Genomic DNA, 11,954 nt, shown 5'->3' on the forward strand with positions numbered 1-11,954 from the left:
GTCAGGTCGCGTTCTTCGAAGGTCCACACCTCGCCGTGGGGCGGTCTCGCCGCTCAGCGGGCCGCGTCGGCCAGGAAGACCTTGCACTCGCGACGTCACGCTTTGGCGCGGCGCCGAACATGCGCGCGTAGTCACGACTGAACTGGGAGGGGCTTTCATAGCCCACCTGGTAGGCGGCCTCTCCGACCTTGGCGGCCTCCATGACCATCATCCGGCGGGCCTCGAGAAGCCTCAGCTGCTTCTGATACTGGATCGGCGTCATGGAGGTCAGCGCCTTGAAGTGCTGATGAAAGGACGAGGCGCTCATCCTCGAGGCCTCGGCCAGCTGATCGACGCTGAGCGTCTGGTTGAAGTGATCGCGCAGCAGATAGATCGCCTTCGCGATCCGCTGGGCGTGGGTCCCCGGCAGCGCCAGCTTGCGGAGATGGTCGCCGTGAGGGCCGGTCAGGAGACGATAGCAGATCTCGCGCATGGCGGCGGGGTAGAGGATCGGGACAGCCTCCGGCGTGTCGGCGATCCGGATGAGGCGAAGCACGGCGTCGGCCAGGGCGGCGTCGACCTTCCCGACAAAGGCGCCCAGGGCCGTCGCTTCGCTGTCGACGCGCGCCGAAGGCAGCTGCTGCAGCACCTCGCGCACCATGCTCGTGTCGAGTTCGATGTTGACGCCGAGGAAGGGCGTCTCGGCGCTTGCCCGGGTTACGCGGCCGCTGGCCGGGAGCTCGACGCTGACGATCAGGCATTCCATCGCGCCGTAGTCCAGGGTGTCGTCCCCGAACACCAGCTGCTTGGCGCCCTGGATGACGACGCAGAGGGACGGCTTGTAGATCTCCTGCGGCGGGATCTTCTCGCGGAAGGCGCGCATCAGGTGCACGCCGCGCATCGGCGTGCTGAACCGACCTTCGCCGCCGCCGTGCGCCTCGACGTAGGCCGTGGCCGCCGTTTGCAGCGGCGCAGCCAGGGCGGCGGCGACCTCTTGCGCCGTCTCCGCGATGGTGATGTTGCGCGTCAGCGAACCCGTCATGGGGAAGGGACCTCCACACTCTGAGGCAGTCCGTTTGATCGGTCGTCCTCTGGAGCCTCGGGTCAACTGTGCTGCGGCGGGCGGCGGGCCCGAGGCGGGCGCCGGCTTCCCAAGCTTCGCGAGGCGATTGCAGATCTCGCGGCTATCGACTTATCGCAACTGAACGCCAGTCAGCTGTTCCGACATCTCCCACAGCCGCGCGCAGGCCGTTTCGTCCAGCGCGCGCGGCGGGATCTTGGCCGGCGCGGGGAAGCCGCGGACTTCGGCGGGGCCGTCCGGCCCGTAGTAGCCGCCGCCCTGCGCGCTTCGATCCGTGGCGGCGAACAGCGTCGGCAAGGCGCCCTGCGGCACGGGCTGGAACAGAAACCAAAGGGCGCTACGGACCCGGCGCATGGGATGGCCGCCTGGCGTGTTGAAGAGCAGCTGGGTGCGGGCGACGCCGGGGTGAGCGGCGATCCCGGCGACGCCCCAGCTCGCGGATCGGCTTCGGCGGTCGAATTCCAGCGCGAACATCAGGCAGGCCAGCTTGGACTGGGCGTACACCGGCATGGGACGGTAGCTTCGCTCCGCGTTCAGGTCATCAAAGTCGATCTCGCCCTGTCGGGCGGCGACGCTGGAGACGCTGATCATGCGCGGGGAAACGCCATTCCGCAGCAGCGGCAGGAGCGCGGCCGTCAGGGCGAAGTGCCCGAGGTGGTTGGCCCCGAGCTGGAGCTCAAACCCGTCGGCGGTGGTCTGGCGCTTCGGAGGCGTCATGACCCCCGCATTGTTGATCAGGAGATCGAGCCCGTCGAGCTGGCCCTTGAGGCGCTCGCCGAAGGCGGCGACGGATGCCAGATCCGCCAAGTCGACCCGTTCGAACCGTACGTTGGCCCGGGGCGCTGACTCACGGATGCCGTGGACCGCCTCCGCGCCCTTGGCCGGGTTGCGGCCGGCGATGATCACCTCGGCGCCGGCGCGCGCCAGCTGCAGCGCATCCTCATAGCCCAAGCCGCCCGTGCCGGTGACGACCGCCCGACGGCCGCGCTGCGAAGGGATGTACTCGGTCGTCCACCTGGTCACGTCTTCGGCCTTCCTACGAACGCGCCTTCCGGCGCCCTCGTGGGGACATAGGACCCATGGCGCGCGGGCCCCATGCCCGAAGTCGCGGAAAACGTGCCTGATCCTACGACGGAGCCGGTTCAGACGTGGCGGGTGGCTTGCTCCAGCAAGGCGCGATAGTTCATCACGTCGCGCTTCGGAGCGACGCCGAACATCCGGACGTACTCCCGGCTGAACTGGGACGCGCTCTCATAGCCGACCTCATAGGCGGCCTGGGCGACGTTGGCGGTCTCCGCCACCATCAGCCGTCGCGCTTCGAGCAATCGCAGCTGCTTCTGGTACTGCAGCGGGGTCATCGAAGTCAGCGCCTTGAAGTGCTGATGGAAGGACGAGGGGCTCATGCCGGCCGTGTCCGCCAGCTCCTCGACCCGAAGCGCCCGGCTGAAGTTGTCGCGCAGGAGGCGGAGCGCCTTGGCCACCCGCTCCGCGTGGGTCTCCGGCATGGCGAGCTTCCGGAACATGTCGCCGTTCTGGCCGCTGAGCAGCCAGTAGCAGATCTCGCGCATGATCAGCGGATAGAGAACGGGAACGGCCTCGGGGGTTTCGGCGAGCCGCACCAGGCGCTGAACGCCGTCCGCCAGGCCGCCATCGACCTTGACGACGAAGGCGCAGGCGCCGCTCGGCGCGACGGGCTGCGTCGCCGGCGGGGCGAGCTGCTGCACGGTTTCGCGCACCATGCCGAGGTCGAGGTCTATGGTCAGGCCTACGAACGGTTCGTCGGCGCTCGCCTGGATGATGCGCCCCGCCGCCGGGAGCTCCATGCTGACGACCAGGCATTCCATCGCGCCGTAGTTCAGCGTGTCCTCGCCGAAATGGATCTGCTTGCCGCCCTGCAGAACCACGCACAGGGACGGGCGATACATCTGCCGATTGGGCATGCGCGCTTCAAAAGAGCGGATGATGTGGACGCCGCTCATCGGCGTCTTGAACAGTCCCTCTCCGCCGCCGCGTGCGGACACATAGGTCTCGACGGTCGACAGCAGCAATCCCAGGCCGGGCTTCTCCGGCTCGGCGGTCGCGACGGCGGTTGTAGGAATAGGCAGAAATTCTGCGGCTTCCGGCATTCTGACCACAAGACACTCCCTCTAGCGTGATGGCGCCAATCAGCCGGGTGAGTGCGTACAATGCTCAATGGAAGCGCATCGTCAACAGAAATCGGAAGAGTTCTGAGGGTCGACCATCAAGATGGTCTCAGCAACACGCGATCGTTGATGCTCCTGCTCACGCTCGTGCTCGTCAGTATGTTCTGTCAGGTCGATAGAATACTTCCATTCATCTTGGCGGAGTCGATCAAGCGGGAGCTATCGCTCAGCGACACCCAGATCGGCCTCATGACCGGCCCGGCGTTCGCGGTCTGCTACACGCTGCTGTCGCTGCCGATCGCCCGTCTTGCGGACAAGGGCTCGCCACGGCTCGTGCTCGTTTCGTGCATTCTGGTCTGGAGCACCATGACGGCGCTCGGCGGCCTCGCCGGAAGCTTCGCCCTGCTGGCGGCCAGCCGTTTGGGTGTGGCGCTGGGCGAAGCCGGCGCGATCCCGTCCGCCCATGCCCTGATCGCCCGGAAGATTCCGCAGACGCGGCGCGGCCTCGCCATCGGACTGTTCTCGATGGGCATACCGCTCGGCACCATGGTCGGGTTCGCTGCAGGCGGGGCCCTCGCGGACACGCTCGGCTGGCGGCCGGCGTTGATCGGAGCCGGAGCCATCGGCGGCTTGATCGCCGTCCTCACCGTCGTGACATCCGGGCCCACGCCGCCGCCGAAGACGAGCGCGGACACGGCCGAGCCCTTCGCCCAGGCAAGCTTGCGTCTCCTCTCGTCCCCCGCCTTTCGCTGGCTGATGATCGGCGGGGTGGCGCTCGGCTTCGCCTCGGCCCCGTTCTACGCCTTCGGCGCGCCCTTCCTCATCCGCACCCATGGCTTCACCGCCGGAGAGGTCGGTCTCGCCTTTGGCCTGCTGCAGGGCGGGATGGGCGTCATCGGCACGCTGGGGGGCGGCCGGCTGTTCGATCGCGCGGTCGCCTCCGGGCGCGGCGGCCTGCTGGGGGCGCAGGCGGTGCTGCTGCTGATCGCCGCCGGGACCACAACCGCGGCGCTGTTCGCGCCGGTCGGCTGGATGTCGATCGCGCTGTTTGTCCCCGGGATGCTGTCGTTCGCCTTCCTGCTGCCCGCCGTCTTCGGCGCGGCGCACCTGGTGGCGGGGCCGGGGCGTCAGGCGCTGGCCTCCAGCCTGCTAATGATCGCCTCCGGCCTGCTGGGTCCGGCGTTGGCGCCGCTGTTCGTCGGGATGGTCAGCGACGCCGCCAGCGCCGCGCAGGTTTCCAACGGTCTTGGGCTCGGCCTGCTGATCGTGCCCGCGGCCAGCGTCCTGGCTGGCCTGGCGACATTCGTCGCAAACCGCCGGTGCACGGCGGCGCTCTTCCGCACCCGCTAAGCCGTCAGCAGCGGCAAGAACGAGCCCGTTGTTCTACATAGCGGCGGGCTTGGTTCTGAATGGCCGCTTTCGGCGGTGACGCCAATGTCTGCTTCTGGCGCGGAGCTGACCGGCAGCTCTGGGGCCGTTGATGTAGCGGGCGCACAGACGGCTTGGTGCGACCTTCGCCGTCGAAGCGCCTCCGGCTCTGTAGCCTTCGTCGGAGCCATGGAGCGATCCGCGGACCGCGCGTGGGTTCGCGGTGACCTGGGTGGCTGACGAAAAAGGCGAAGGCCTGTCGAATCCGGCCGGTCCTCCACGTCTCCCTGCTGACGCCACGCTGGGCGTCGGACATTCTCGAGCCCGAAGGGGGGACCAAAACCGTGCAGTACATGCTTCTGATCTATGAGCCGGAGTCCGCGTACCAGGGGGAAGCCGGCGAGCGGCGCCTGACCGAGATCGTGGCCAAGCACATGGCTTTGGCGGAGGAGCTGATCGCCGCCGGCGTTCAGACGGGCGGCGCCGGCCTTCAGGGCGTCGACACCGCCACCACGGTCGTGACCCAGGGGGGTCGGCAGACGCTGCACGATGGTCCGTTCGCGGAGACCCACGAGCAGCTGGGCGGCTACTACATGATCGAGGTGGATGACCTCGACCAGGCGCTGGCGATCGCGAGGCGCGTGCCTGTTGCAGAGGGCGGCAAGGTGGAGGTCCGGCCGCTGATGCGTGAGGACGGCTGACGGCGGGCGGATCGCGGCGGCGCGCCCGAGGATTGTCGCCGCCCTGGCCGCGCGCTTCCGTGACCTCGACCTTGCCGAGGACGCCTTCTCGGATGCGGCGGCGGCGGCGCTGGTCGCCTGGCGCCAGCAGCCGGCGCGCGATCCGGCCGCCTGGCTCTGGCGAGCCGCCATGCGCCGCGCCATCGACGCCAGACGCAAGGCGGCGGTGCGGGACCGCGCGCAGCACGACCTGCCGCAGCCGGAGGCCACGCCCGAGGAAATCCTGATCGCCGCTCGGGAGCCGATCCCTGACGAGCGCCTGCGCCTGATCTTTGTCTGCTGCCACCCGGCGCTCGCCCCGGAAAGCCGCGCGGCCCTCACCCTGAAGGTGGTGTGCGGCCTTTCCACGGAGCGGCTGGCCCGGGCGTTCCTGGTCGGCGCGCCGGCCATGCTCCAGCGCATCACCCGCGCCAAGCGGAAGATCCAGGCGGCCGGCGTCCCGTTCGCCATTCCGGAGCCGTCTGACTGGCCCGAGCGCCTCGACGCGGTGCTCTCGACGCTGGAGGTCGCCTACGCACAGGCCTTCGAGGACGCCGCCCTGACGGACGACGCCGCACCCTTCGCCGCCGAGATGCTGCGGCTGTCCGGCGTGCTGGCCGAGATTCTTCCGCAAGAGCCGGAGGTCCTCGCCCTGGCCGCCCTGGTGCGGTTCGCCGAAGCCCGGCGGCCGGCGCGCCTGGACGGCTGCGGTGTGATGGTCCCGCTGGAGGATCAGGATCCCGCCCTCTGGCGGCGTGATCTGATCGCGGATGGCGCGGTCCTGCTGGAACGCGCCGCAGAGCTGGGCCGACCGGGCCCGAGGCAGGTCCAGGCCGCCATCCACGCGGCCCACCTGTCACGCGCGGAGACGGGCGCCACCCCTTGGATCGAGATCACCAAGCTGTATGACGCGCTGCTGGCCGTGCGCGCCGACGTGGTCGTGCAGGTGAACCGCGCGGTCAGCCGGGGCAAGGTTTTCGGGCCAGGCGAAGGATTGAGCGCGCTGGCGGGACTGGCCGACGAGCCTCGCGTGCGGGCATGGCGCCCGTACCATGCCGCCCGGGCCCAACTGTGCGCCGATGCGGACCACTATGAAGCGGCCATCCAGGCGCTTCAGGCGGCGCTTCGCCTGTCGCCGCCGCCCGCCGAGCGGCGCTTCCTTGAGCAGCGGATGAGCGAGGCGACGAAAGCCCTTGGTCGGTCCAGGCCTGCGCGCTAGCGCGCCGTTGTGGATCAGCAAGTCGAGCTCGGCATGTGACGCCGAGCTCGTCCGGCAAGGTAGACGTGGCGTTCGGATCGTTGACGAGGACGGACGGAGCTACGACGTCTCAGGTTCGAGGCGGCGATCAGGTCTGGGGAGGGCTCGGTCGGCTCCGATCAGAACGCCCGCATGACGACACGGGACCAAAGATGACGACGAGCGCAAGCCCGACGAGCTGAGCGCGTTCCTGCTGCATGTTAGTTGCTGGAACGCATAGCGTTCGACGATGTTCAGGGCCTGCCTCGAAGGGGCAGGGGCGAGGCTGACCGCCCGCTTTGCGATCCGCGTTTCTCCGGCCGAGACTTCGGTAACCTGAAGGGGCTGCCTCCACATGGAGCCGTCTCAAAGCGCGAGCGCAGTAGCGAAGCTCCTGGCCGAGCATTACGCCGCTACTGGCCCGCCGATCATGGCGGAACTCGCAGCCGTTGTCCGATCCGCTCAGACCTTCTTCCCGGATCTTGAAGACTGGGCCGTGTTCCTGAATGTCCTGACGCGTGCCCAGGCGTCCCCTGAGTTCGCACAACTCTCACGCCCGGCCCTTCTCAGCCGCGCCGTCCCGGTCATCCCTGGCCTTGGCACGAATGTTCGCTCAGTGGCGGACGCGAGCGGCATTCCGAGAGAGACAGTCAGAAGGAAGGTCCACCGCCTTGTTGAGCGGGGATACCTGGAGTGGCGCGACAGCCGGCTCTACCCAACTGCCTTCGCTATGGAGCAACTGGATCCTTTGCGGATGCAAATCTACGCGAGCGTCGCAAAGATCTGGCTGATCGTGGAGCGTACGCGCAACAGCTCGGGCCCGTCGCTGGACCCTTGCTGAGGGGCGATCGCCGACGCGCCCAAGCTGAGGCAGATGATCTAGTCCAGCCGCTGCGCCACCTGCCGCCGTGGGATGGCTGAACCAGCAGTCAGATCGCGCACCGCGATCCGATGGCTGCGGCTCCATAGCTCCGCACGAGCCGCCCTGATCTGAAGCCCCCTGAAACTTCGTGCGCGCAACTGCCATGTCTTCTGCGCGGAACGTGCAACTGCACGCAACTCGCGCGCCGTCGAAGGCCTTCACCCTAGGTCGGCATGCGGGTCCTCCTTTGAACAGCCACCAGCGGCAACGCTTTGGGGGTCGTGCTGCGCCGAAGCTCGGGCGACCTAATGCGGATCGTTGGCCGTCGTCGGCTCCTTGCCGCCGTCCCGCGACGCTTCTGGCGGACCGCCTCACGCTCCGCGCCCAATGTCCGCAATGAGTGGGAAGCAGACTGCGGAAAGGTCCGCTCTCCAATCCGAGGGTGGGCAAGCCGCGCCGGTCGCTTCCCGGCCCCTTAGCACGTGGTCCTCACGCCGTTAGCTGGCAGCCTCGCCCCGCCAGCCGTCAGCACGAGGGCCAGGTGGATTTTCTCAAGATCCTGCGCAGCTTCGAGGAGCTGATGAATGCCGCATGGGTCCAAGGAGCGGACATTCGCCGCATGCCACGAGCGGGCATCCAGAGCGTCAGCTCCCGGTGGACAGCGGACCGTTTTCGTTAGCTCCGGAGATCCCGAGCATGGCAAGCAGGCGGTGGCAGAGCACATCAGGTGGGGCTGACGCGTCGAATGGGACGCCGAGCTCAACGCCATCAGCACGGGCGAACAGGGCCGCCTCTTCCCGGAAATGTTGATCCTCGAACTCGGCTTCATCGACAGCTCGGGAGGCGCGACGGATGCCGATCCGCCGGAGGTTCTCCTCCACAGGAAGCGTCAGGCGGAAGCAGTGGAAGAGCAGGTTGGAGGTGAAAGCGTGGAGGCGTTCAGCGAGATCCGCGATCTGAGCCGGGGTGGACCAGTAATGGTTGATCACAAAGCAGCTATAGCCGTTCGCTAGATGGTGTTTGACGAGGAGCGCTATCGTCTCGTGCAGATACGACGTCTCGTCAGCCGGCGGTGGGTTGCACGCAGTCAACCAGTCTCCATCCAGCGTAACCGATCCTTCGATCGCCTCGCCGAGCACCTCGCCCAGCGTGGACTTGCCGACGCCCAAAGGGCCATTCAGCAGAACAATCAAGACATCGCGCGACATGCATAAGCGTAGCGGAGCCCGCAGGCTGTCTGCAAACGGGTTGAACGCGGACATCAGGATCGATCCCGAAAACGGACATCCAGCGGCGGGGCGCAGGACTATGCCGCTGCGCTCCGATTTTGAGAGCGGGCTGGCGGAGGTTGTTTCACCGGCGACAGGACGACTGCTCAGTCGGAACAATCGCCCGGAGCGGTCGGGCCCCTTCAAACCGGTTGAAGCCAGCGCTCCACTCCGCCGTGACGTGCACAGGCTCCGGCCCGTACACGGGTCGAGGTGTAGGTGCCGTCTCGGCACTTGGCGGTGGAGCTCTTTGGCGGGACGCCGTCGGTGCTGGGGGGCGAAACGCTTTTCGACACACGCGGCGACGGCCCTCCAGACGCCATGCATTGCTGCATCCACGCCTGGTAGTTCACGCCGTCGGCTTTGCCGCTCGATTTGAGGGCCTGCCATTCGTTGGCGCACTGCTTCATCCGCGCCTCACCCGTCGGGTTGCTGGCGCGTGCAGCACTCGGGAGATGTCCTGCGCCTCCAATCAGAACCAGGCCGAAGAATATTTTCGCGATGAATAATGGCATTGGCGCCTGCTGCGACTGGAATTTCCTCAATTCTCATTGAATGCAAAAGGTCTGCGAAAGTTGTCGCGTCCCGATGCACCCGTGGGTTGCTGCCTTAGCCCTAGGAACTAGCTGGCGCTTCAGACGCTTCCGGCCCCGACGATTCAGTAAACAAGACAGCTATTGCTGATAAACGTCACCACCGACGTCTAGGGTTAACCGCTGCTATGCAGAGAAATCCGGCTGTAACGCCAGTAGAAGCTATACCGATCGTAGAAGAGAAACTTCACGTCACTAAGCAGGCGGTGGAGACAGACCGAGTCCGCGTCACCACCCAGGTCGAAGAACGCCCGGTCGTCCTCGAAACGGCCTTGGAGCGGCAAGAGCTCGACGTCGAGCGACGGACCGTGAACCACCTGGTTTTCGAAGCGCCGCCGCCCCGTCAGGAGGGTGACTGCCTCATCCTCAGCGTGGTTGAGGAGCGCGCCGTCGTGGTGAAGCAGCTCTTCGTGATCGAAGAAGTGATCGTACGGCGGCGCTCCTTCATCGAGCCGGTGGAAATCCCGGGCAGCGTCCGCGCCACCCGCGCCGTCGTTGAACACCTCCCAACCGACACCGACCCACAAGGAGCTGACGCTCGTGGGTGAGCCCCCGCACAAGCAGGGGGCGCCGCCCCAGTACGTCCATGTCGATAAGAAGAAGGCCCCTAAGTGGCGGCTGTGGCTTCTGCTCGCGCTGGCCCTCGTCGCGCTCTTGCTGCTGCTCAGCCGGTGCGGGAGGCGGGAAACGGAAGTCGCGCCCCAGACCGCCCCAGCCGCGCCCGCCGCGCCAGCAGCAGAGGCGGCTGCCGCCCTGCCAGTCGAGCAGGTCACGCTGCCAGGCGGACAGACCGTCGGCTTGGCGCCGCAGACCCTGAACTACGAGTTGCAGCGCTTCTTGGCCTCAGATGCGCCGGCGCCCCGCACCTTTACCTTCGACAAGCTGAACTTCGACACCAACGCCGCGGTGATCCGCAGCGTGGACCAGCCCACCATCCAGGCCCTCGCCCAGATCCTGAACGCGTACCCCAACGCCAGGGTGCAGCTGATTGGCTTCGCCGACGCTCGCGGATCCGAAGCCCAGAACGCCCAGCTCGCCTCACAACGCGCGGCGGCCGTGTCCCAGGCTCTCGTGGCGGCGGGGGTAGACCCGTCCCGTGTCAGCACCGCCAGCGGCGGCGAGAGCAAGCCCGTCGAAAGCAACGCCACGTCGGAAGGGCGGTTCGAGAACCGCCGCACCGACCTGATCGTGACCTCCAAATGACCCCCAAGGAGCTATCCATGACCCGTACCATCACAGCATTCTTCGATGATCGCAGCGATGCGCAAGCCGCAGTCGAGCGCCTGCAAGCCGCCGGCCTAGGCGCCGATGACGTCCGTATCCACGACAAGTCAAGCCCAGGCTACCGCGACGACTCCTACTCCAGTGGCAGCCAGCCGGGCATCTGGGCATCGATCAAGAACGCCTTCCTGCCTGACGACGACCGCCACGCCTATGAAGAAGGCGTGCGGCGGGGCGGCTACCTAGTGACCGCCGACGTGGACGAAGCTCGCGCCGACGCCGCGGTCCGCGTCCTCGAAGAAGCGAACACCATCGACATCGATGAGCGCAGCCAGCAGTGGCGCGCCGAAGGCTGGAACCGCCCGGCCCAAGGCCTCGCCGCCGTGGAGCACACCGGCTCCGAGCAGGCGATCCCCGTGGTCGAAGAGCAGCTGGTCGTCGGAAAGCGGGAAGTTGCTCGCGGCGGCGTCAAGGTGCGCTCCTATGTCACCGAGACCCCTGTGCACGAGCAGGTGCGCCTGCGCGAGCAGCATGTGGAGATCGAGCGGGTGCCGGTGAACCAGCCCCTGTCGGCCGTTGACGACGCGTTCCAGGAACGGTCGATCGAAGTCTCCACTACCGGCGAAGAAGCGGTCATCGGCAAGACCGCCCGCGTGGTCGAGGAAGTGCGCGTCTTCAATTCGGAGGACGAGCGTGTGGAAGACGTGCAGGACACCGTTCGTCGCACGGACGTGGATATTGAAGACACCCGCACTCGGCCTGAACCGCGCTAAACGCAGACCTCAGGCAAGGACGCCCGCCGCGTGAGCGGCGGGTGTTGCTGTACCCGAACCATTCATTGGCTGGGAACGCCCGCTCCTGGCGTGGAGCGGGCGCCCGTCCTACTCGGCTGCAACGGCGAAGGCCGTTCGCCGGTGGGACATCGCCAGGACCAGCAGCAGGCCCAGGCCCGACGCCGCGGCGCCGGCCAGCGCGACTGCAGGATAGCCCAGCCCGCTGGCGATCACGGCTCCACCCACGGCCGCTCCGATGGCGTGCCGAGGTTGAAGGCGCCGATGTTGACCGCCGAGGCGAGGTTCGGCGCGTCGCCGGCCGCGGCCATGACCCGGACCTGAAGCGGCGGGACGAGGGCGAAGCTGGCGATCCCCCAATCGTCGGAAACCCGACAGGTGGCCCATGGCGGCTGGGTTATAGAGGCCTTGCGATGGCTGACGCCCTCAACATCTACACGTTCATAGGGCTGCGGAACGACGGGTCGTCGCCGCAGGCCGATTTCGTCTATCTCGCTGATGATGATCTCGCCCGCGGCGCCGCGCGCCGATGGCTGCAGGAGCATGCCAGCTGTGACGCCGCCGAGATCTGGAACGGAGCAAGGTTGGTCGGCAAGATCCGCGCTCTCGCCGGCCCCGGTTGATACGACTGGATCCTTCGCAGGGCGGGCTCCTTGGGCAGCGCCGAACGCCCGAGCGTTCATCGGCGACC

The 11,954-nt window shown here is 67.3% G+C and carries 14 protein-coding genes; 8 read left to right on the plus strand and 6 right to left on the minus strand.

The window, feature by feature from the left end:
* Position 1: 1 nt before the first annotated feature.
* The 3 genes from DJ018_RS10795 to DJ018_RS10805 form a co-directional block, all read right to left on the minus strand.
* A complete protein-coding gene (locus DJ018_RS10795) occupies positions 2 to 1,021 on the minus strand; it encodes an AraC family transcriptional regulator (protein ID WP_111514963.1) in 1,020 nt (339 codons plus the stop codon).
* A 150-nt stretch (positions 1,022 to 1,171) separates the two neighbouring features.
* Entirely contained in the window at positions 1,172 to 2,083 is a 912-nt protein-coding gene (locus DJ018_RS10800; RefSeq protein ID WP_111514964.1) for an SDR family oxidoreductase, read from the minus strand.
* Positions 2,084 to 2,202: 119 nt separating this feature from the next.
* Positions 2,203 to 3,186 (minus strand): AraC family transcriptional regulator, encoded by a 984-nt coding sequence (locus tag DJ018_RS10805; RefSeq protein ID WP_111514965.1) that lies wholly within the window; start codon positions 3,184 to 3,186, stop codon positions 2,203 to 2,205.
* A 147-nt stretch (positions 3,187 to 3,333) separates the two neighbouring features.
* Here DJ018_RS10805 and DJ018_RS10810 point away from each other — a divergent pair, with 147 nt between their 5' ends.
* From DJ018_RS10810 to DJ018_RS10825, 4 genes are all read left to right on the plus strand, one after another.
* Positions 3,334 to 4,554 carry an MFS transporter gene (locus DJ018_RS10810; RefSeq protein ID WP_111514966.1) on the plus strand — a complete coding sequence of 407 codons (1,221 nt, stop codon included), beginning with the start codon at positions 3,334 to 3,336 and terminating at the stop codon, positions 4,552 to 4,554.
* A gap of 371 nt (positions 4,555 to 4,925) precedes the next feature.
* A complete protein-coding gene (locus DJ018_RS10815) occupies positions 4,926 to 5,273 on the plus strand; it encodes a YciI family protein (RefSeq protein WP_240609537.1) in 348 nt (115 codons plus the stop codon).
* On the plus strand, positions 5,260 to 6,510 hold the full coding sequence (locus DJ018_RS10820; RefSeq protein ID WP_240609517.1) for an RNA polymerase sigma factor: 1,251 nt from the start codon (positions 5,260 to 5,262) through the stop codon (positions 6,508 to 6,510). The genes DJ018_RS10815 and DJ018_RS10820 overlap by 14 nt, the downstream gene beginning before the upstream one ends.
* A gap of 373 nt (positions 6,511 to 6,883) precedes the next feature.
* On the plus strand, positions 6,884 to 7,369 hold the full coding sequence (locus DJ018_RS10825) for a helix-turn-helix domain-containing protein (protein WP_111514968.1): 486 nt from the start codon (positions 6,884 to 6,886) through the stop codon (positions 7,367 to 7,369).
* A gap of 665 nt (positions 7,370 to 8,034) precedes the next feature.
* Here DJ018_RS10825 and DJ018_RS10830 read toward each other — a convergent pair.
* Together DJ018_RS10830 and DJ018_RS19645 are read right to left on the minus strand one after the other, a co-directional pair.
* Positions 8,035 to 8,652: a Gar/GrdA family gentamicin resistance ATP-binding protein gene (locus DJ018_RS10830; protein ID WP_133254271.1), complete on the minus strand. Its 618-nt coding sequence runs from the start codon at positions 8,650 to 8,652 to the stop codon at positions 8,035 to 8,037.
* 149 nt (positions 8,653 to 8,801) lie between these two features.
* Positions 8,802 to 9,173, minus strand: coding sequence for a DUF3761 domain-containing protein (locus tag DJ018_RS19645; RefSeq protein WP_205853749.1), 372 nt, complete (start codon positions 9,171 to 9,173; stop codon positions 8,802 to 8,804).
* A 206-nt stretch (positions 9,174 to 9,379) separates the two neighbouring features.
* Between DJ018_RS19645 and DJ018_RS19650 the strand changes: the two genes are divergently transcribed.
* From DJ018_RS19650 to DJ018_RS10850, 3 genes are read left to right on the plus strand one after another with little or no spacing between them, the layout of a single operon-like run.
* On the plus strand, positions 9,380 to 9,799 hold the full coding sequence (locus tag DJ018_RS19650; RefSeq protein WP_111514971.1) for a YsnF/AvaK domain-containing protein: 420 nt from the start codon (positions 9,380 to 9,382) through the stop codon (positions 9,797 to 9,799).
* Positions 9,792 to 10,454: an OmpA family protein gene (locus DJ018_RS10845; RefSeq protein WP_165842882.1), complete on the plus strand. Its 663-nt coding sequence runs from the start codon at positions 9,792 to 9,794 to the stop codon at positions 10,452 to 10,454. Before DJ018_RS19650 ends, DJ018_RS10845 begins: the two co-directional genes overlap by 8 nt.
* Before the next feature lie 17 nt (positions 10,455 to 10,471).
* Positions 10,472 to 11,245: a YsnF/AvaK domain-containing protein gene (locus DJ018_RS10850; RefSeq protein WP_111515293.1), complete on the plus strand. Its 774-nt coding sequence runs from the start codon at positions 10,472 to 10,474 to the stop codon at positions 11,243 to 11,245.
* A 108-nt stretch (positions 11,246 to 11,353) separates the two neighbouring features.
* Here the strand turns inward: DJ018_RS10850 and DJ018_RS19420 are convergent, their stop codons facing one another.
* Positions 11,354 to 11,491 carry a hypothetical protein gene (locus DJ018_RS19420; RefSeq protein ID WP_240609519.1) on the minus strand — a complete coding sequence of 46 codons (138 nt, stop codon included), beginning with the start codon at positions 11,489 to 11,491 and terminating at the stop codon, positions 11,354 to 11,356.
* A 185-nt stretch (positions 11,492 to 11,676) separates the two neighbouring features.
* On the opposite strand from DJ018_RS19420, the gene DJ018_RS19185 reads away from it, so the two are divergent.
* Complete coding sequence (locus tag DJ018_RS19185; protein WP_165842863.1) at positions 11,677 to 11,886, plus strand: hypothetical protein; 210 nt, start codon at positions 11,677 to 11,679, stop codon at positions 11,884 to 11,886.
* The last annotated feature ends 68 nt before the right edge of the window (positions 11,887 to 11,954 follow it).

The sequence above is a fragment of the Phenylobacterium deserti genome (assembly GCF_003254705.1).
GTDB lineage: Bacteria > Pseudomonadota > Alphaproteobacteria > Caulobacterales > Caulobacteraceae > Phenylobacterium > Phenylobacterium deserti.

Bases quoted from the DNA above. Each gene is read 5' to 3' on its own strand.
- DJ018_RS19650 (WP_111514971.1), top strand. From the start codon at position 9,380: ATGCAGAGAAATCCGGCTGTAACGCCAGTAGAAGCTATACCGATCGTA.
- DJ018_RS10850 (WP_111515293.1), top strand. From the start codon at position 10,472: ATGACCCGTACCATCACAGCATTCTTCGATGATCGCAGCGATGCGCAA.
- DJ018_RS10795 (WP_111514963.1), bottom strand. From the start codon at position 1,021: ATGACGGGTTCGCTGACGCGCAACATCACCATCGCGGAGACGGCGCAA.
- DJ018_RS10825 (WP_111514968.1), top strand. From the start codon at position 6,884: ATGGAGCCGTCTCAAAGCGCGAGCGCAGTAGCGAAGCTCCTGGCCGAG.
- DJ018_RS19645 (WP_205853749.1), bottom strand. From the start codon at position 9,173: ATGCCATTATTCATCGCGAAAATATTCTTCGGCCTGGTTCTGATTGGA.
- DJ018_RS10830 (WP_133254271.1), bottom strand. From the start codon at position 8,652: ATGTCCGCGTTCAACCCGTTTGCAGACAGCCTGCGGGCTCCGCTACGC.
- DJ018_RS10815 (WP_240609537.1), top strand. From the start codon at position 4,926: ATGCTTCTGATCTATGAGCCGGAGTCCGCGTACCAGGGGGAAGCCGGC.
- DJ018_RS19185 (WP_165842863.1), top strand. From the start codon at position 11,677: ATGGCTGACGCCCTCAACATCTACACGTTCATAGGGCTGCGGAACGAC.
- DJ018_RS10805 (WP_111514965.1), bottom strand. From the start codon at position 3,186: ATGCCGGAAGCCGCAGAATTTCTGCCTATTCCTACAACCGCCGTCGCG.
- DJ018_RS10810 (WP_111514966.1), top strand. From the start codon at position 3,334: ATGCTCCTGCTCACGCTCGTGCTCGTCAGTATGTTCTGTCAGGTCGAT.